General features: G+C 69.7%; 6 protein-coding genes. 1 reads left to right on the forward strand and 5 read right to left on the reverse strand.

Annotated features, from left to right (window positions below; translation table 11 throughout):
• Together AB8998_RS31600 and AB8998_RS17205 are read right to left on the reverse strand one after the other, a co-directional pair.
• Positions 1-4,581, reverse strand: coding sequence for an amino acid adenylation domain-containing protein (locus AB8998_RS31600; protein ID WP_420492642.1), 4,581 nt, complete (start codon positions 4,579-4,581; stop codon positions 1-3).
• Between the two features lie 93 nt (positions 4,582-4,674).
• Positions 4,675-4,899 carry an MbtH family protein gene (locus AB8998_RS17205; protein WP_369738970.1) on the reverse strand — a complete coding sequence of 75 codons (225 nt, stop codon included), beginning with the start codon at positions 4,897-4,899 and terminating at the stop codon, positions 4,675-4,677.
• A gap of 806 nt (positions 4,900-5,705) precedes the next feature.
• On the opposite strand from AB8998_RS17205, the gene AB8998_RS17210 reads away from it, so the two are divergent.
• A complete protein-coding gene (locus AB8998_RS17210) occupies positions 5,706-6,572 on the forward strand; it encodes a class I SAM-dependent methyltransferase (protein WP_369738971.1) in 867 nt (288 codons plus the stop codon).
• Positions 6,573-6,752: 180 nt separating this feature from the next.
• Here AB8998_RS17210 and AB8998_RS17215 read toward each other — a convergent pair whose 3' ends face one another.
• From AB8998_RS17215 to AB8998_RS17225, 3 genes are all read right to left on the reverse strand, one after another.
• Positions 6,753-17,777, reverse strand: a complete 11,025-nt coding sequence (locus tag AB8998_RS17215) for a type I polyketide synthase (protein ID WP_369738972.1) — start codon at positions 17,775-17,777, stop codon at positions 6,753-6,755.
• Positions 17,778-18,082: 305 nt separating this feature from the next.
• Positions 18,083-19,351 (reverse strand): glycosyltransferase, encoded by a 1,269-nt coding sequence (locus AB8998_RS17220; RefSeq protein ID WP_369738974.1) that lies wholly within the window; start codon positions 19,349-19,351, stop codon positions 18,083-18,085.
• A gap of 41 nt (positions 19,352-19,392) precedes the next feature.
• On the reverse strand, positions 19,393-20,532 hold the full coding sequence (locus AB8998_RS17225) for a class I SAM-dependent methyltransferase (protein WP_369738975.1): 1,140 nt from the start codon (positions 20,530-20,532) through the stop codon (positions 19,393-19,395).
• Positions 20,533-20,674: the final 142 nt, after the last annotated feature.

The raw sequence follows: 20,674 nt of genomic DNA on the forward strand, positions 1-20,674 counted from the left end.
TCAGCTATCCGCATATTGCCGCTGAAGCTCGTCGATTTGCTGCTGGCTCAGGCCCACGGCGATGTCGGAGGGCGTCAACCCGCCACCGCCGCCCCGCACATGCGCGCAGATGCCGCCCAGAGCGTCGAACCACAACCGGCTCAACCGGCTGACCTGCGCGTGGTCGAGAACCGAGGGCGCCCATGTCCAACCGCCGCGCAGCCGCGGCCCGGCGTCGGTGTCGATGGTGCCGGCGTTGAGTTCCACGGTGTGCATCAGCGGCATGGGGATGGCCGCGGCGACGCCGGTGACCGACCAGCCGTCCTGGCAGATCTCCCACACATCACCGGAGTGGTTGATCTCCCCCGCCGCACCGAGGCGCCCCAGATAGTTGAAGCCGATCGGCGGGTCGGACCCGCCCAGGTCGACATCGGGGTTCAGGTAGCGCAGCAGACCGTAGGTCGCCCCGTCGGGCAGGCTGCGCAGCTGCTCCTTGGCATCCTTGATCGCCGCCCCCAGCGCCGCCCCGCCCGCGGTGACCTGCGCCCAGTCCAGTCCCCCGACGTTCAGCGCCACCGGGTATTTGGTGGTGAACCACCCCACCGTGCGCGACAGGTCGACGTGTTCGTCCGGGCCGGCCAACTCCTCCTGGCGACCGTGACCCTCCACATCGATACTGATCGGCGCCCCGCCGGTACCCAGGAACTCGTCGACCGCCAGGGCGAAAGCGATCAGCAGGATCTCGTGTATCCCGGCGTGGAATGCGCCCGGTACCTCACCGAGCAGCAACCGTGTCGTCTCGGCATCCAGCTCCACCGACAAGCTTCCCGCAGCGGCGAAGGTGTCCGCCGCGGGGCGCACCGCCGGCAGGGCCGCGGGAATCGCCGCGACCCGCCTCCACTGTTGGGCGTGCTCCACCACGTCCGGGCGCGACGCATGCTCGGCCAGCAGCGACGCCCACCGCTGGAACGACGTCCGCGCCGCCGGCAGCAGCACCGGCTGCCCGCCGCGAAGCTGAACCCAGGCCAGGTTGAGGTCCTCGAGCAGGATCCGCCACGACATCCCGTCGACGGCCAGATGGTGAGCGATCACGACCAGCTGCCCGGTGGGGGCCACCCACAGCGCGCTGAGCATCTTCCCGGCCGCCGGGTTCAACCGCGACCGCGCCTCGATCACCGCCTCGTCCGACAACACCTGCACGGCGCGCAGGCATTCGCGGGCGTCGACCGACCCCACCTCGGGCACCGTCAACGACCAGCCGCCGGCGCCGTCGTCCTCGACCCGCGACCGCAGCATGGCGTGCCGATCCAGCAGGGCCTGCAACAGCGCCACCACATCGGCCTCGGTCACCCCCACGGGAGCCTGCACCAGCACCGTCTGGTTGAACTGGTCGACCGGGCCCCCCGTGCTTTCCAGGCCATGCAGCCAGCACATGATCGGGGTGGCCACCACCGAGCCCACGCCCTCGTCGAACGCGTCGGCGTCGTCGCCGGTGACCCCGACCACCCGGGCCAGCCGGGCCACGGTCTGCTCGACGAAGACGTCGCGCGGCCGGCACACCAGGCCGGCGGCCCGAGCCCGGGCCACCACCTGCATCGACAGGATGCTGTCCCCGCCCAGCTCGAAGAACGACTCGTCGACCCCGACCCGTTCGAGCCCCAGCACCTGGGCGTAGATGTCGGCCAGGATCTCCTCCACCGCGTCGGTCGGGGCGCGGTAGTGGTCGACATCCTGATACTCCGGCGCCGGCAGGGCCCGCTTGTCGAGTTTGCCGTTGACCGTCAGCGGCAGCGCGTCGATCGCGACCACCGCCGCCGGCACCATGTACGACGGCAGCCGCTCGGCCAGCGCGACCGGAATCTCGGCCGGGTCCGCGGTCCCGGTGAGGTACCCCACCAGGCGCTTGTCGCCCGGACGGTCCTCGCGGACGATGGCCACCGCCTGCTGCACTCCGTCCAGTGCGGACAACGCCGCCTGTACCTCACCGAGTTCGATGCGGTACCCGCGGATCTTGACCTGCTCGTCGGCGCGCCCCACGTACCGCAGCTGCCCGTCGGCACCCCACCACGCCAGGTCCCCGGTGCGGTACATGCGCGCCCCGGGCTCCCCGAACGGGCACGCCACGAACCGCGTCGCCGACAACCCGGGACGCCGCCAATACCCGGCTCCCACGCTCGAGCCCGCCACATAGAGCTCGCCGACCACGCCCGCCGGCACCGGCTGCATCCACGCGTCGAGCACGAAGAAGGCGAGGTGCGCCAGCGGCACCCCGATGGGGCTGGCGGTGCTGTCGGCGTCGGCCGCGGTGATCTCCCGGAACGAAGCGTGCACCGTCGTCTCGGTGGTGCCGTACAGGTTGAGCAGGCGCGGTAAGCCCGGGTGGTTGTCCAGCCACGGGGAAAGCCGCTGGGGCTCGAGCGCCTCCCCGGCGAACACGACGGCCTCGAGCTTGAGCTGACGCCCGAGTTCGGGTGCCAGCGAGTCCGCGGTCTGCAGCGCGTAGAACGCCGACGGGGTCTGGCTCAAGACGCCGACCTCTTCGGCGACCAGCAGCGCATGGAAATCTTCCGGCGAACGCGCCACCGACTCGGGCACCACGACGAGGCGGCCCCCTGCCAGCAGCGCACCCCAGATCTCGCACACCGAGACGTCGAAGGCCAGTGAATGCCACTGCGACCACGCCAGCCCCGGCGACAACTCGACGTTCAGGGAGTCCAGCAGCCCGATCACGTTGCGGTGGGTGATGGCCACGCCTTTGGGGACACCGGTGGTTCCCGACGTGTAGATGAGGTAGGCGATGTTGTCCGGGTCCGGCGCGGGCAGCGCGGTGCCGGTGTCGACGGCGGCGCCTTGGAGAGCATCGACATCGATGATCGGCAGATCGCGCCCGTCCAGCCGGTCGGCCAGCCCGGTGTTGGTGATCGCCGCGATCGGCGCGGCGTCGTCGAGCATGAACCCGATGCGCGCCGCCGGCACCGCGGGGTCGATCGGCACGTACGCCGCCCCGGTCTTGAGGACCGCCAGGATCGCCACGATCGCCTCGGCCGAACGCGGCAACAACAGCGCCACCCGCTGACCCGGGCCCGCGCCCCGGCCGGCCAGCAGATGCGCCAACCGGTCGGCGGCGTCCTCGACTTCGCGGTAGGTCAGCGAACGCTGCCCGCACGTGATCGCCGTCGCCTCCGGTGCGCGCGCCACCTGGGCGGCGAACGCCACCGGAAGCGACGTCGCAGCGGTGGCCGGCCGAGTCAGCACCGCCCGGTTACCCCACGCGTCCAGCCCGGCGAGGTCCCCGGCATCGAGCAGTTCCAGCGACGAGAGCCGCCGCGCCGGGTCGGCGGTCATCGCGGTGAACACCCGCTGCAGCCGTCGCGCCAATTCCGGGACGTCGAAATTGGAGAATGCCCCGCCCGCGCCCGCGGTGCTGAGGAAAAGCTGATCCCCGGCGCCGGAGAAGATCAATCCGAAGCTGCCCACCTGAACGGGGTTGGTGAAAGACGCCGACGCCGCCACACCGGCGAAGTCCATGGTCATCTTGGACGGCATGAAATTGACGCTCACCCGATCGGCCGGTTGTGCCGCGCCGCGCGGGTCGGCTTTGCGTTCCAGGGCGTGCACGGGGAATCGCTGATGCTGCAGCGCTTCCCGGATTCGAGCATCGACGTACTGACAGAAGTCGGCGACCGTGGCGTCCGGCGAGACGCTCAGCACCAGCGGCACCACCCCGGAAAGCATCCCGGGCAGCATCTTGGATTCGGGACGCACACGCCTGCTGACCGGGAAGTCGAGCACCACCTCGGAGCCCTGGGCACCCCAGCCACGCACCAGGAGCGCGCACGCCGCGGTGATGAGCGAGGAGCGGGGTACCTTCCACGCGTCGGCCAACTCCTGAACCTGCCGCAGGACCACGGGGTCCAACCGAACCGGCGCAGACGGCGCGCTCTGGTCGCTTTCGCCCCCGGCTTGGGGTAACCGATTGTGCGGCCCGCTGTCCGACGGGAGGTTCCCGGTCCAATAGGCCCGGTCGTCCTGGTAATCGGCGGACGCTTCGTATTCCGACTCGCAACGAACCAGATCTTCCAGGGAGCCGAAGAAGGCCGGAGGAATGGTCGCGCCGGAAGCAATTGCCGCATATACGGTCGCAATCCGGTTGGCGAGAAGCGTTATTCCGGTTCCATCGAGGATTATGTGATGGAAGCAACCGAACAAGTAGAATTCGTCCGCCCAGGTCTGAAACAGGGCGAATTTGAACAGCGGGCCGTCCGGCGGCATGGGCGTGTGCTGAATCGACAGTGCCATCGCGCGGGCCTCTTGCACCGGATGACGGGAGTCGCTCAGGTCATGGAAGTCCAGTTCGATGTCCGGGTAATCGATCGCCCGCTGAAAAACCTGGCCATCGGCCTCGAAGATGGCGGCCCTGGCCGGTTCGGCCTCCCCCATCGCATGACTGATCGCGCGCTTGAGCAGGTCGGGCTCCACGGTGCCGTCGAATCGCACTAGTACGCCCAGCTGCCACTCCGTACCGGAGTGACCCGTCTCCTGCGCGAGCCAAATGTCCAGTTGGCCCCGCGTCAGCGGAAGCGCCCGGTCATCACGTTTCATTTGGTCTACCTATCAACGCCCCTGTCCCGCGGCCAACCGGCAATGCCGTCGTCCCGCGGGCAACCGTCAATGACCCTGTCTCACGGCTAACCGTCAATGCCCCTGTCCCGCGGCCAAACGCTCGCGCAGACTCTTCGGCCTGATGTCGGTCCAGTTCTGCTCGATGTACTCCAGGCACGCCGCGCGATCCGCTTCGCCGTGCACCACCCGCCAGCCGGCGGGAACATCGGCGAAGGCCGGCCACAGGCTGTGCTGCTCCTCGTCGTTGACCAAGACGAAAAACCTGCCATCTTCGTCGTCGAACGGATTGATGCTCACCGTGTCTCCCAGACCCGTCTACTGGACATAGGTATAACAAGTTCTAGACCATACTGGAGGCCGACGGAAGTTGTCTCGGTCTTGGGGGAAATTCAGGTGGTGATCCCTCAGCTGAAACCTACCCGCTGGTACCATCGGCCCGGCCGTACTCTGGCGCGCTGAAATTCGCCGCGCTCAGTTCACGGCCCGACTCCGTTCACCAAAAAGGTTGCCGGACGGTCCGTCTCGGCGCCGGTGCGCACCGCGGCTTCGATGGCCGCGGGCGTTCAATCATTCGGCAATCGGATGCCGAAATCTCCCAAGCGCTTTGTCGTTCGGCCCACGGATCGCCGTACCGTTCGCTGGCCCACGCCGATCGGCCGGCGGAAATCGTTACTGCCTCTCCGGTCGGCGCGCCCGGGCGACCACTGCCCGGGCCCGGCCCCAGCCGCCGGCACGACCGAGACGACCGGCCTTCAAGTCCGCCCGCGCGGTCCTCGACGGGACGCCACCCGCTTGCCGTCGAGGCTTCGGCGGAGGGCGCTGCGGTGTCCTTTGCGATTGCAAACATCGCGGCTACTGTAGGGACGGCACAATTCGGCGAGGCGACAGAGTTTCCCCCACTCCGCAAAGGATTTCTTCGCACTCGACGGTTGCGGCACGCACGAAAATTGGAGGCATCCGGAATAGTCATCTTCATGACGCGACAGGCGCGGGCGCTCCCGTGCGCCGCGTCAGACCGGACTGATTCCCGGTCAAAGTCATCGCAAAAGCAGCACCATGTCAGGCGCTCATGGGGCAGAGCAGATTCGATTGAGGCGACATAAATGGACGACCACAGCGAAGCTTCGGTTCACGTCGAATCGAAGGACGGTGCACCGGTTGCAATGTCGGCGCACCTGGCCGACGACCTGCTGTCCACGACCGCCGTCGGCTGGCGCAGTTTCTACGACAAACTCAGCCGCCGCCTCGAGGACATCGGCGTGGCCGACTCGTCGTTCTTCCTGAATTATGGCTACCTGCCGATAGATTCCAGCAACGAATCCGCGTTCCCCATTCGCGAGGGCACCTTCAACGCCAACTCGGTCCGGTTGGTGTTCGAGGTCGTCGGGTCCCGCGACCTCAACGACCGCAGAGTCGTCGAAATCGGATGCGGGCGCGGCGGCAACTCCGCACTCGTCGCGGAGAAATTCAACGCGCGGGTCACCGGCATCGACATGTCCTCGGAAGCAATCGCCTTCTGCAGCAAAACGCACGTCAAACCTTCGCTCGACTTCATGGTCGGCGACGCATTGAACATTCCCCTCGACGATTCGTCTTGCGATGCGGTCATCAACATCGAGTCCTCGCATTCGTATGGCAACCTGCCGAAATTCCTGAAAGAAGTGCGCCGGATCTGCCGGCCCGGGGCGTGGTTCTTGCACACGGACTTCCTGAGCCCGGAGGACTGGGACTATGTCAGGTCGCGTTTGAAGGCGCTGGGCTTCGTCACCGAAGACGACCGCGACATCACCGCCAACGTACTGGCCTCGCGGGATCAGGCGAGCAACAACTACGAGCAGGTGTACGGCGACGGCAATGCCCGGGTGGCCAACTTCCTCGCGCTGCCCGGGTCCGCGATCTACGAGCAGATGCGGGCGGGCTTGCTGGAGTACCGGATCCTGAGGTCTCAGCTGCGCGCCGAGGCGACCTAGGGCCGTCCCACTTCGTACCCGCCGTATCGGCAACCACATCAGTCACGTGAGTACCGTGAGGCCGCCGTCAGGTGATCGCGAAATGCGATATCACCGGCGCTATCGCACGCGAGACTCGTCGCTTGGTCGGTCGCCGCAACGGCGTGCGCGCACGCGGCTATACCTACCCGTTCCCCGCGATCACTGCGCGGGCTCGGACGCCCCGAAGGACTGCACCTCGTCGGACTCCGGCACCTGACCGGCGAGGTACTCGGCGAGCGCCCCGATGGTCGGATAGTCGAAGACCGCGGTGGCGCTGATCGTGAACGCGCCGCCGAACTGGGGAAGCAACCGGTTGCTGAACTCGACCGCCATCAGCGAGTCCGTGCCCAGCTCCAGGAACCGGCTGGTCGCCGCCGGCGGCTGCGCGAGCCGCAGGAACTGCTGCACTTCGCGCCGCAGGTAGTCGGTGAGGAAACTGCCCCGCTCGGACTCGGGCACCTCGTTCAACTGCCGGAGCAACTCGCTGTCGCCGCGCGTGGCGGTGGCGGCGCTGGGCAACACGTGCGCGAGCAGCGACGGGCGGGAGGCGCCCAGCCCCTTCGCGGCGCGCTGCCAGTTGGCCTTGATCACGGTTGCCTGCCCGGTCCCGTTGGCGACCACCTCGGAAAGCGCGTTGAGCGCGGCCGCGGGTTCCAGCGGAATCAGGCCCTGCGCGCTGAGGTTCGCGCGCGCGGCGTGCGACGTGGCCATGCCACCCTTCGCCCACGGGCCCCAGTTGATGCCGGTCGCGGGCAGGCCCTGCGCCCTGCGGTCCACGGCGAGCCCGTCGAGCAGCGCGTTGGCGGTGGCGTAGTTGGCCTGGCCCGGCGACCCGAGCACGCTGGCGGCCGACGAGTACAGGATGAAGAAGTCGAGATCGTCGTCGGTCGTCAGCCGGTCCAGGTAACGGGCGCCGAACGCCTTGGGCGCCAGCGTCGTCCGGAAATGCTCCACGTTCTGCTGGGTCAGCAGCGCGTCGTCGAGCACACCGGCCAGGTGTGCCACCCCCGCGAGCGGGGGCAGCTCCGCCCGGATCCGCTGGAGCAGCGCTTCGACCTGCGCCTCGTCGCCGACGTCGGCCGTGAACACGTGGATGCGGCAGCGGTGGCGCTCCACGATGTCGTCGATCGCCTGTTGCGCGTCGGCGTCGGGCGCGCGCCGGCTGGTCAGCACGATGTCACCGGCGCCGAGTTGCGCCAGGTGGGCCGCCGTGAACAGGCCGAGCGCACCGAGCCCGCCGGTGATCAGGTAGGTCCGATCACCGCGCGGCTGCAGCGGTTGCGGCATCTGCAGCACGATCTTGCCGACGTGTCGCGCCTGTTGCATCCGCCGGAACGCGGTCTTGGCCTCCGTCACCGGGTAGACCTCGACGGCGATCGGCGCCAGTTCGCCGTTGGCCATGCTGTCGGCCACCTCGTGCAGCAGCTTGCCCACCCGCTCGGGTTCGTTCTCGATGCACGCGTCCAGCGCGATGATCTCGTAGGAGATGTCCGGACGGGCCGCCGCCATCTGCTCACGAGTCCAGATGTCGCGCTTGGCGATTTCGGCGAAGCGGCCGCCCTGGGCGGTGGCCCGCACGGTCGCGGCGATGAACCCCTCGTTGGTGAGCGAGTTGAGCACCACGGTCACGCCGGCGCCGCCGGTGTCCGCCAGGATCTGGTCGGCGAAGTCGGTGCTGCGCGAGTCGTAGATGTATTGCACACCCATCTCCCGCAGCTTGGCGCGCTTGTAGGTGCTGGCGGTGGCGAACACGGTCGCCCCGCGCTGCTGCGCGATCTGGATGGCGGCCAGACCGACGCCGCCACTGGCGGCGTGGATGAGCACCCGGTCACCGGGGCCGACCTGCGCCCAGTCGAACGCCAGCCGGGTCGTCAGCGCCCCGGCGGGGATGGTCGCGGCGCCCACCCCGCTGACCCCGTCGGGCACCGGCGCCAGGAACTGCGCCGGCACGTTGACCCGGGTGGCGAAGGAGCCGGGCATGAAGCCGAAGACGCGTTGCCCGACCTCGAACCCGGTGACGCCGGCGCCAAACTCGGTGACGACGCCCGCGAGGTCACCGCCGCCGATCTGCCCCGGATCGCCCGGGTACAGGCCGAGCACGTTGAGCACGTCCCGGAAGTTCAGGCCCGCGGCCTCCACCCGGATCTGCACCTGGCCCGCCTCCGGCGGCGCCACGTGCGTCTCGTTGAGGCGCAGGTTGTCGATCGCGCCGCGTTCGGTCGGGGCCAGGTAGAAGTCGGCGGCGCGCGGTATCGCCAGGTGGCCGCTGCGCGACCAGGGCAGGAGCCGCGGCACCCAGTACTTCCCTTGCCGCAGTGCGAGTTCGGGCTCCTCGAGGGCCGCGCCGAGCAGGCCGGCCAGCGAGTGCGCGTTGTCGTCGAATCCGTCGGAGTCGACCAGCCGGCAGCGCAGGCTCGGCTGCTCGGTGATGACGGTGCGCCCGAGGCCCCACAACGCCGCCTGCGCCGGGTCCACCGGCTCGCCGGACTCGGTCGCCACGGCCCGTTCGGTGACGATCCACAGGCCGCCGGTGAGCTTCAGGTCCTGCTGGGCCAGCAGCGTCCGGACAACCGCGAGCAGCTGGTCGATCTCGGTTTCCACCCGCGCGGCGAAGTCGTCGCTGGACTCCTCCGCGGTGGGCCGGTTTGCGCTGCGCCAGACGATCCCCGAGACCGGGGCACCGCGCTCCTGGGCCTGGACGAGTTGCTGCTTCCAGGCCTCCGCGTCCGTACCGCGGTCCAGGGTGACGGACCCCGGCACGTCGGCGGCCAGCTCGTCGAATCCGGCGATCAGCCAGGTGCCGTCGCCCTTGGCGGCGGTACCCGGCGCCGGCGCCGGCACCTCCTCCCAGCCGAGCGTGTACAGGTTGCGGGTGGCGTCGCCGCCCAGCCCGCGCAGCAACGCCTCGCGGGGCGCGCGTTTGACCGCGAACTCGCGGATGCTGCCCAGCTGACGGCCGTCGCGGTCCACGAAATCGAGGTCGAAGACCTGCGTTTCGCTGTCGGAACCGCCGCTCTGCCACCGCGCGCGGCAGTAGAACCGCTTGGGCAGCTTCTCCCGCAGCTCCACCCGCCCATACCGCAGCGGCAGGAACAGATCGGGCAGCCCGTCCTCGGACGCCGCGAGTGAGGCCGGGAAGGCCGGGAACGCGACGCCGGTGCACAGGTCCAGCAGCACCGGGTGAACCGGCTCGCTGCCGAGCTGTTCGGCCAGTTCGTCGCCGATGGCGATGTCGCCGACCGCCTCGCCGTCGCCGGACCACAGCGATTTCAGCGACGTGGCCCAGGTGGGGCCCCAGTGCAGCTCCAGGTCGGCGAAGGTGTCGAACAGCTGCTGCGGGCGCATGCGGCTCAACCGCTCGCAGGCGGCGTCGATGGATTCCGACGGCTCCGTCGCCGGCTCGTCGTCGATGCTGCCGGCGATGCGGCCGTCGGCGTTCAACGACCAGTCGGCCTCGCGGTCACCGTACGGACGGCTGTGCACCTGGAAGGTCCAGCCGCCGTCCTCGACCGGATGCAGGGTCAGCTGCACCTCCCGGGAACTCTTGTCGCCCAGGATGATCGGCTCGTAGAAGAAGACCTCGCGCACCTGCGCCGGCGCCCCGACGGCGGCCAGGGCCATCGCCGCATACGTGGCGCCGGGGACGACGACGGTGCCGTAGATGACGTGGTGCGAGAGCCACGGCTGCGTCTTGGTGGACCACCGGCTGGTGTAGACCATGTCACCGGAGGCGAGGTCCTTGACGCTGCCCAGGATTCCGGACCCGGCGGCGCCCTGACCGTCGACGCCGCGGATGTCGGCGTTCTTGGGCCAGAAGCGGCGGCGCTGGAAGGGATAGGTGGGCAGCGGGACCCGGCGGTGCGGCCGGTGATACAGGGCGGCGAACACCGGCCGATGCCCGGCCACGTAGGACGCGGCCAGCGCTTCGGCGATCTGGCGCCGGTCCTCGGTGCCCTTGCGCAGGGAGACGACGGTGCGCGGGGTGGCCGAGGAATCCGGCCAGACCTGCACCGCGGCACCGGTCAGAACCGGTTGGGGCCCGATCTCCATCAGCACCGAGCAGCCCAGCGCCGCCACGGTCTGCACGCTTTCGGCGAACTGCACCGGCTGGCGGGAATGCCGCCGCCAATACTTCGCGTCCAGCGGGGTGTCCGCGTTGAGCACCGCGCCGGTGCGGTTGCACACCAGCGGCAGGAACGGCACCGCGAATTCGAACTTGCTTGCGTAGGCTTCGAATTCGTCGAGCACCGGATCCAGCAGCTCGGAATGGAAGGCGTGGCTGGTGTCCAGCCACGTGCAGCGGATCCCGTCGCCTTCGAGCTTGGCGACGACCTGTTCCAGGTCGGCGGCCGGACCCGACAGCACCGTGTTGGGGCCGTTGTAGGCCGCGACGGAAAGGTGCGGGAACTCCTCGGCGACGCGCTCCACCTGCTGGGCGTCGGCGAACACCGCGACCATCCGGCCGCCCTCGGGCAGGCTGCCGAACAGCCGGCCGCGCTCGGCCATCAGCCGTGCCCCGTCCTCGATGCTGAACACCCCGGCCACACAGGCCGCCGCGTACTGGCCCACGCTGTGGCCCAGCACCACGTCGGGCTCGATGCCCCACGACTGCCACAGCCGGGCCAGGCCCATCTCGACGGCGAACAGCGCCGGCTGCGCAAAAGAGGTGTGCCGCAGCGCTTCTCCGTTGTCGAGATCGAACATGACCTCCAGCAGCGGGCGCGGCAGCATGCCGTCGACCGCGTCGGCGCACCGCTGCACGGTCTCGGCGAACACCGGCTCGGTGTCGAACAACTCGCGCGCCATCCCCGGGTACTGGCTGCCCTGCCCGGTGAACAACCACGCCGTCTTCGGCGGGTCACCGCACTCGCCACGCACCGCGCCGGGGCCAAGCCGGTTCTCGGCCAGCCCGGCCAGCAGCTCACGGGCGCCCTCGACCGAATCCACGACCAGCGCGGCCCGGTGCTCGAAGTGCGAACGGCCCACCCCGGCGGTGTAGCACACGTCGGTGATGTCGACGTCCGGGTGCGCACCCAGCCAGTCCCCGTAGCGCTGCGCCAACGCCGTCAGCGCCTGCGGTGAGCGCGCCGACAGCGGCAAGACGCCGACACGGTCGGCGGCGGCGCCCGACTCCGGTGCCACGATCACGTCGGCGGCGGCCGCCGGCTTCGCCGGCGCCTCCTCGATCAGCACGTGGGCGTTGGTGCCGGAGAACCCGAAGGAGCTCACCCCGGCGCGGCGCGGCCGGCCGTTGGCGTGCCACGGCATCGCCTTGTCGACGACCCGCACCGGCAGCGAGGCCCAAGGGATGTTCGGCGACGGCGTCTCGAAGTGCAGGTTCTGCGGCAGCATTTCGTGCTGCAGCGACAGCACGACCTTGATCAGGCCGGCGATGCCAGCCGCCGACTCGAGGTGGCCGATGTTGCTCTTCACCGATCCGATCAGCAGCGGCCGGTCCGCGTCGCGGTTGGCGCCGTAGACGGCCGCGGCGGCCTGCACCTCGATGGGATCGCCCAGCGAGGTGCCCGTCCCGTGCGCCTCGAGGTAGTCGACCTCCCCGCCGGACAGCCCGGCGCGGGCCAGCGTGGTGGCGATGAGGCGTTGCTGCGCGCCGCCGTTGGGCACGGTCAAACCGCTGGAGGCGCCGTCCTGGTTGACCGCGGTGCCGCGGATGACCGCGCAGATCCGGTCGCCGTCGCGCTCGGCGTCGCTGAGCCGCTTGAGCACCAGGACCCCGCAGCCCTCGCTGCGGGCGTAGCCGTTGGCGAGGGCGTCGAAGGTCTTGCATCGGCCGTCGGCGGCCAGCATCCTGGCGCGCGAGGTGGCGACGATGGACGCCGGGCTCACCAGCACGTTGACCCCACCGGCCAGCGCCATGTCGCAGTCACCGGAGTGCAAGGCCTGGCAGGCCTGATGCACGGCGACCAGCGACGCGCTGCAGGCGGTGTCGACCGCCATCGCCGGGCCTTCCAGCCCGAGCGCGAACGCGACCCGGCCCGCGATGACGTTGAGCGCGTTGCCGGTGATGAAGTGGGCTTCGATGGTCTCGACCGAGTTGGCGTTGAGCAGTTGCGAGTATTCGTTGGCGGCCACGCCCACGAAAACGCCGCTCTTGCTGCCGCGCAACGACGCCGGCGAATACCCGGCCCGTTCGAGGGCCTCCCACACGATTTCGAGCATCAACCGCTGCTGCGGGTCCATCCACACGGCCTCGCGCGGGGAGATGCCGAAGAACTCCGGGTCGAATCCGTCGACCCCTTCCAGGTAGCCGCCGTAGCGCGTGTAGATCTTGCCCGGCGCCTCGGGGTCCGGGTCGTAGTACTCGTCGACGTCGAAGCGGTCCTCCGGGATCTCGCGGATCGCATCGACGGCGCCGGCCAGTTCCTCCCAGAACGCCTCGGGATCGGGCGCGCCCGGGAAGCGGCAGGCCACCGCGACGATCGCGATCGGCTCGTCGGCGTGGGTCGTGACGACCGCGGCCGGCTGGGCCGGTGCTGCGGCGCCCGCATCGGCGGCCGCCTTCCCGTCGATGCCGAGGACGTCGCGCAGCAGGAAGTCCGCCACGTCGACCAGGCGCGGATAGTCCATCGCCAGGGTCGACGGCAGCTCCTTGCCCACGGCGCGCTCGACGCGGCGCCGCATTTCGACGGCCATCAGCGAGTCCATGCCGAGATCGAAGAACCCGGCCTCCTCGCGGATCCCCGCCGCGTCGATCCGCGTCACCTCCGCGACGACGTCGCGCAGGTAGTCCACGACGAGCTTCTTGCGCTGCTGCACGGGGGCGGCGGCGAGCCGGTCGACCAGCTGGGTGCCCCCCGACGCCGACGCCGGCGCCGACTCCGACTGGGGCACCTCGCGTTCCAGCTGCGCCAGGAAGGCCCGCTTGCCCGCCATCTGGTAGAGCGGCAGGAAGCTGGCCCAGTCGATTCGGGCCACGACTCCCTGCACGGCCCCGTTCGCGGACGATGCCATGAGGTCGGCCATCCCCGCCAGCGCGTCGGCGGGCGACAAACCCCGGACGCCGCGCTTGTCCAGGTGAGCGCGGGATTCCTCGTCGGCCATGCCCGCCGACCCCGACACCCATGGCCCGAAGTTGACGCTGATGCCCGGGACACCCTGCGCACGCTGCCGCCAGGCCAGCCCGTCGAGGAAGGCGTTGGCCGCCCCGTAGGCGCTCTGCCCGAAGCTGCCCCACACCCCGGAGATCGAGGAGGTGCTCAGGAAGAAGTCCAGCTTGACGTCGGCGGTGGCCTCGGCCAAATACCAGGCGCCCCAGACCTTTCCGGCGAAGACGCGGTCCACCTCGTCGTCGGTCAGGGTCTGCAGCGGGGTGTTGCCGATCTCGCCGGCGGCGTGCACGATGCCGGCCAGCGGCGGCAGTTCGGCCTGCACGGTGGTCATCAGCCGGGCCACGTCGTGCGGATTGCCGACGTCGGCGGCGACGACGCGCACGTCACAGCCCTGCTGTTCGCGCAGGGCGTCGATGCGCTGCTGCGCGTCCTCGTTCGGTGCGCGCCGGCTGGTCAGCACGAGATGCCGGGCCCCGTGCGCGGCCAGGTAGCCGGCAACCTCCAGGCCGATCGCGCCCAGCCCGCCGGTCACCAGGTACGTCGCGTCGTCGCGCAATGCCATCGGTGTTGCGTTCGGCAACCCCGCGCGCCGGGTCAGCCGGGGCACGAAGGCCGCCTGGTCGCGCAACGCGAACTGATCCTCACCGGCCGGGGCGGCCACCAGTTGGTCGACCAGCCGTGACCACTGGTCGGCGCCGGCGGCGGACAGGTCCGCCAGCCCGCCCCACTGGCGCGGATATTCCAGGGCGGCGGCGCGACCGAAGCCCCACAGGCAGGACTGCACCGGTGACACCGCGTCCGCGTCCGTGACCCGTTGCGCGCCGCGGGTGACCAACCAGATGGGTGCGCGCAGTTCGGCGGCGGCCGCGGCGCGGAAGAGCCGCCGGGTCCCGCCCAGGATGCGGTGCTGCATGCGCAGCAGCGATTGCGTCGACGGCGCGGTGTCCGAGTCGAGGGCCGCGACGTGCAGGATCCGCAGCTCCGCGTCGTCTGCCGCCGCGGTGCGCAGCGTCGCTTCGAGCTGTTGCTCGTCCGCGTCGGACATCGGCAGCCCGAGAATCTGGGACCGGTGCCCGCGCGCGGTCAGCGCGTCGACCAACGGCTGGGCCGCCGCGGCGTCGTCGCTGATCAGCAGCCAGGCGGCGCCCTCGCCCGCGCGCGCGGCCCCGGCCGCGGCCTTCTCCCAGCGGATCTCGTAGCGCGAGTCGGCGATGGACTGGGTGCTGCGCTGCTGGTTGTGTTGCGCGGCAAGCTCTCTGAGCACCGCGACGGTCTGCTGCTGGTCGCCGTTGGTGCGGCCCAACAGCGCGGCGAGTTCCTCGAACTGGCCGTCCTCGAGCAGCCGGACGGCGTCGGTGCGCATCGCCGATCCCTGCTGGGGGGCCTGTTGGGTGTGCGGTGTCCGCTCCTCCCGGAACCAGTACTGGCGGTGCTGGAACGGGTAGGTGGGCAGGTCGAGCTTGCGCACCGCTCCGTGCGCCAGGGCGCCGAAGTCGGGCACGTGGCCGGCGACGTAGGCGTTGGCGAGGGCTTCGGTGATCTGGCGGTGGTCGGCGGTGTTTTTCCGCAGCGACGCGATCGCGCGCGGGGCGGTGGCCGGGTCGGGCCAGGCGCGCAGCGCCGCGGCGGTGAGCACCGGCTGCGGACCGATCTCGAGCAGCACCGCGCAGCTCAGGTCGGCCAGGGTGCGCACGCTCTTGGAGAACTCGACCGGCTGGCGGGCGTGGCGGCGCCAGTAGGCGCCGTCCAGCTTCGCGCTCCGGCCCAGGGCCCCGCCAGTGCGGTTGCACACCAAAGTCCGCTGCGGCGAACGGTATTCGAACCGGTTCGCATACGCCTCGAACTCGTCGAGGATCGGGTCCAGCAGCGCCGAGTGGAACGCGTGGCTGGTGTCCAGCCAGTCGCAGCGCACACCGTCGTCTTCCAGGCCCTCCAGCGCCCGCTCCAGGTCCTCCGCGGGACCCGACAGCACGGTGTTGGCGCCGTTGTAGGCGGCCACCGACAGGCTCGGGTACTCGTCGGTCAGGCTCTCCACACGCTCGGGGGCGGCGAAGATCGCGACCATGCGGCCACCGGCGGGCAGGCTGCCGAACAGCCGGCCGCGCTCGGCCATCAGCAGCGCCCCGTCCTCGAGGCTGAACACGCCCGCGACACACGCGGCCGAGTACTGGCCCACGCTGTGGCCCAGCACCACGTCGGGTTCGAACCCCCAGGACTGCCAGAGCCGGGCCAGGCCCATCTCCACCGCGAACAACGCGGGCTGGGCGTAGGTGGTCAGCCGCAGGGTGTCTTCGTGTTCCGGGTCGAAAATGACGTCCAGCAGCGGCTTTTCGAGCACGCCGGCGATCGCCTCCGCGCACCGGGTCATCGTCTCGGCGAACACCGGCTCGGTCTCGAACAACTCCTTGGCCATGCCGGTGTACTGGCTGCCCTGGCCGGTGAACAGCCACGCCGTCTTCGGCTTGTCGACGCAGTCCCCGCGCACCAGACCGGGCGCCGGGCGGTCGTCGGCCAGCGCACCGAGGGCCTCGCGCGCGGATTCGGTCGAGTTGACCAGCAGGGCGGCGCGGTGCTCGAAGTGGGAGCGACCCGCACCGGCGGTGAAGCAGATGTCGGCCAACGGGGCGTCCGGGTGCTCGGCCAGCCAGCCGCGGTAGTCCTGCGCGAGCTGCACCAGGGCTTCCGGGTTGCGCGCCGAGAGCGGCAACAGGGAAAAGCGCCGGTCGTCGGACGGCGCCGGGGCCGCGGCCGCCTGGCTCACCTCGGCGGGGGCTTCGGAGATGATGACGTGGGAGTTGGTGCCGGAGAACCCGAACGAGCTGACGCCGGCGATGCGGGGTCGCCCGTCGCGCACCCAGGGGGTGGCCTCGTCGACTACCCGCACGGGAAGCCGGTCCCAGGGGATGTGCGGCGACGGCTTCTGGAAGTGCAGGTGCTTCGGCAACACCTCGTGCTCGAGCGCCAGGATGACCTTGATGACGCCCGCGATCCCCGCGGCCGCCTCCAGGTGCCCGATATTGGTCTTCACCGACCCGATCAACAGCGGCCGGCCGGCCTCGCGCCCCTTGCCGAAGGCCGCGCCGGCGGCCTGGACCTCGATGGGGTCGCCCAGTGAGGTCCCGGTGCCGTGCGCCTCCAGGTATCCCACGTCGCCGGGGGCGACGCCCGCGGACGCCAGTGCCTCGGCGATCACGCGTTGCTGCGCCACACCGTTGGGTACCGTGAGACCACCCGACGCGCCGTCCTGGTTGATCGCGCTGCCGCGGATCACGGCCCGGATCCGGTCGCCGTCGCGGAGCGCGTCCGCGAGGCGCTTGACGACGATGACGCCGCAGCCCTCGCCGCGCACATACCCGTCGGCGGACGCGTCGAAGGTCTTGCACTTGCCGTCGGGCGCGAGCATGTGCGCGTGGGAGAAGGTCATCGCGGTCTTGGCGCTCAGCAGCGCGTTCGCGCCGCCGGCCAGCGCGAGGTCACATTCGCCGTAGCGCAGCGCCTGGCACGCCTGGTGGATCGCGACCAGCGACGAGCTGCACGCCGTGTCAACGGTGACCGCCGGGCCCTGCAGGCCCAGCCCGTAGCTGATCCGGCCCGCGCCCGCGGCCGCCGACGTCCCGATCGCGACGTACGCCTCGATGTCCTCGTAGCTCAGCTGTTCGGAGATCAATCCCAGATAGTCGTGGGTGCCCAGGCCCATGAACACGCCGGTCTTGGTGTTCGCCAGAGACGACGGCGCGGTGCCCGAGTGCTCGACCGCTTGCCACGCCGTCTCCAGCAGCAGCCGGTGCTGCGGGTCGATCAACATGGTTTCCCGGTTCGACAACCCGAAGAAGGGCGCGTCGAAACCCGTGACGTCCTCGATGAATCCCGCCCGGCGGGTCACGATCTTGCCGGGCGCGTCGGGGTCGGGGTCGTAGAACTCGTTGACGTCCCAGCGGTCGGAGGGAACCTCCGAAATCGCGTCCCGCCCCTGCTGGAGCACATCCCAGAACTCGTCGACGTCCGCGGCGCCCGGGAAGCGCGCCGCGTAGCCGATGATCGCGAAACCCTCTGGTTCGCGCGGGCGGGTGGGTGATCCGTTGGTCGGCAGGGCCCCGTTCTGGTTTTCGGTCATTTCCGACCGCCCATCGTCTCGGGGTGCCTATCGTCGTTGACCAAGACGAAAATGCTGCCACTGCGATCGCTGAACGGATTGATGCTCAACCGCGTCTCCAGTCCCCTACTCGACATGGGTGTAACAAGTCCTAAACCATACTTCCCTGCTGAGACGCGTGTCACCCGAATGGGCAATTGGTGCGCGGCGCAGCACACCGGCACCGGCACATAGGGCGTGGCCTGCGGCGATGGGTTTCGCTTGCCGTCGTGGGTGCCGCGAGCTGACAAGTAGGCGCGGACAACGGCGAAACCGCGAATCGTGGATCAGCCGACCCGTTTGGAGCGGGCGAGATCTTCCAGCAGATCGGCGGCGGCGGCGACGCTCTTGGCGGGCTCGGTCATGCGGGTGGCGAGTTCACGGGCCCGGGCCGCGCATTCCGGGGCGAGGATGGTGCGCAGATCCGCGACCAGGGTTTCCTCGGTAGCGGCCGAGAACCGCCGGGCGGTGCCCACCCTCAGCTGTTTGACCCGAGATCCCGAGAGCGTCTGGTCCATGTCCGTCGGAAGGATCAGCGTGGGGGCTCCCGCGCGCAGGCCGGTGGCCGTGGTGCCCGTGCCCCCGTGGTGGACGACGGCGCGGCAGGCGGGAAAGACGGTCGAGAAGTTCACCGCTCCCACGACCTTGACGTGGTCGGGATGGGGGACGCCGCCGAAGTCGGTGCCGGCGGCGGCCACCAGCGCCCGCTCGCCCAGCCGCGCGCAGGCCGCGCCGATCATGGCGATCGTCTCGGCCGGGGATGCGACCGGGGTGCTGCCGAACCCGAAGTAGATCGGGGGCGTTCCGGCGGCGATCCAGGACGCGATCTCCTCGTCGGTGTCCGTCGCCAACCCCAGCGTCAGCGCGCCGACAAAGGGGCGCTGCCGCTCGTATTGCGCCCATTCGGCCGCCAGCCCGGGGAAGAGCGCCTCGTCGTAGCCCTGGATTTCCAGCGATCCGCGTTCGGTGATCCGTCGCGGCGCCGACCCCTTCGCCTTCGGTAGGCCCAGGTCGCGGCGCAGGGCGTCCTCGGCCTTTTTCACCCCGCGCCACGACACCCACCAGAACGCCGCCACCGCCGAACGCCGCAGCGGCGCCGGCAGGAATACCAGGGTCTGGCCATTGGGCCGCAGCGGGAAGTAATGCAACGTGGCCAGGGGAATGCCGTAATACTCCGCGACGTTGGCGGCGGCGTCCTCGAAGTTGATGCCGCTGAATATGAGGTCGGCCCCGTCCGCCAGCGACACCAGCGTCGTGCTCATCTCCTGCCAGGCCCGCAGCAGCGGCCCCGAGATCTCCAGCCGCGACCTCACCAGATCCCGGACCCGCCAGGGGTGGCTGAAAAAGCACGTCCAGAACTCGCGGTGCGCGTCCAGGATCGAGCGCGCCTCCGGCCCGAACCCGACGGCCGCAACCCCGGCCGCCTCCGTGAAGCCGACCAGGTCGGGCGGGACGGCCATGCAGACCTCGTGCCCCCGGCGCACCAGTTCGCGACCGACGGCGAGGTTGGGCTCGACATCGCCGCGACTCCCCCAGCTCGCCAGGACGAACTTCATAGCGGAGCCGGGAACCCGGCGCACGACCGAGGGCCCGCCATTCATCCGTCGTTCTGGTCGCGCGGACGCGTCCGGTCCAACTTGCCCAGTCCGGTGATTTCGAGGCTGACCGACTTCCGCTGTCCGGCGGCGCCGAGCATGAAGAAGATGTCGCCGATCGGTGCGCCCAGCCAGAATCGCCAGAACCGCTTGCCGAAGAACTTCCAGACATAGCTGCCGTCGCCCGCCAGCCAATACGCCGCGATCCAGAGTAGGTAGTACGTCGCGCGCTTCCACCGCGACACGACCATTTCGAGGTTCATCTCCATGACTTCGAGACCCCAGGCCCGGTAGCGCCATTCCAGCCCGTACTGCTCCTGAAACTCGAAGAACGCCCGCATTTCGGCATTGGTGACGAGGTATTCGTCGAAGACGAGAATGGATCCTTCGACAAAGCGGTCCTTGCAGGTCTCCAGCGCGTGCAGGCAGCTCTCGTAGGTGTCCAGATCCATGTGGAAAAGCCGAATCGGGGCGTCCGGTCGCTCGGCCAGGAACGGTTCCAGCGTGTCGTAGGTGGCGCCCTTGATGAACTGGACCTTGCGGCCGAGCGGCGCGGGCAGGCCGTCCTGCAGGATCACCCCGGTGTCGTGCATGGATCGTTGCGCGAGCGGCTCGGACAGCGAGAAGGTGCCGCGCTTGAAGACGATCTCGTCGTCGACCTGCCAGTCTTCGACGAGGCCCTCGAAGGTGTCGAAGCCGTAGACCTGGCGGCCGGAGGCATCGGATGTCAGCCTCGTCGACCAGCCCAGCCAGACACCCAGATCGAGCAGAAGTTCGTCGGAATTCTGGCGGCTTGGTTTCGGCAGGCGCGATGCCTCCCACAACAGCGTGTGGCCACCAATCCTGCACCGCCGAATATCCTCGAGCGTGCGGCGGATGAACGAGCGGTACGCGTCGTCGTAGACCCTGGTGTCCCGGGAATACAGGTTCGGGATGTAGCGGTCGCGGTCCCGATAGACCAAGCGCGCGCAGAGGAGCAGCAGAACAGCTATTCCGAGCGCGGCGAGTAATACCGGCGCGAAGTAACAAGCCACAGCCACGACGATCGCGATCCCGGCGAGAATCGCTTTCCACAGATGGTGCAGAGTCGTCCGATCCACCGCGACTGGGCTATCCACTGTCGCACTGTCGACTACGCTCACCGGCTCACCTCCGGGTGCTGGGTTTGACGCGGCCCCGCGATCTCGCGCACCTCCGCGTTGGCAGGGAAGCCATGGGGTCTTGGACAGCCCGGGAGCTCCCAGTCCGACGACGATGACTTAATGATTGGCAACATACCCAATG

This window comes from Mycobacterium sp. HUMS_12744610, from assembly GCF_041206865.1.
Lineage (GTDB): Bacteria > Actinomycetota > Actinomycetes > Mycobacteriales > Mycobacteriaceae > Mycobacterium > Mycobacterium servetii.

What these genes read in the sequence shown, in the direction of transcription:
- AB8998_RS31600 (WP_420492642.1), bottom strand. Translation starts at nt 4,581, where the DNA reads ATGAAACGTGATGACCGGGCGCTTCCGCTGACGCGGGGCCAACTGGAC.
- AB8998_RS17210 (WP_369738971.1), top strand. Translation starts at nt 5,706, where the DNA reads ATGGACGACCACAGCGAAGCTTCGGTTCACGTCGAATCGAAGGACGGT.
- AB8998_RS17215 (WP_369738972.1), bottom strand. Translation starts at nt 17,777, where the DNA reads ATGACCGAAAACCAGAACGGGGCCCTGCCGACCAACGGATCACCCACC.
- AB8998_RS17220 (WP_369738974.1), bottom strand. Translation starts at nt 19,351, where the DNA reads ATGAAGTTCGTCCTGGCGAGCTGGGGGAGTCGCGGCGATGTCGAGCCC.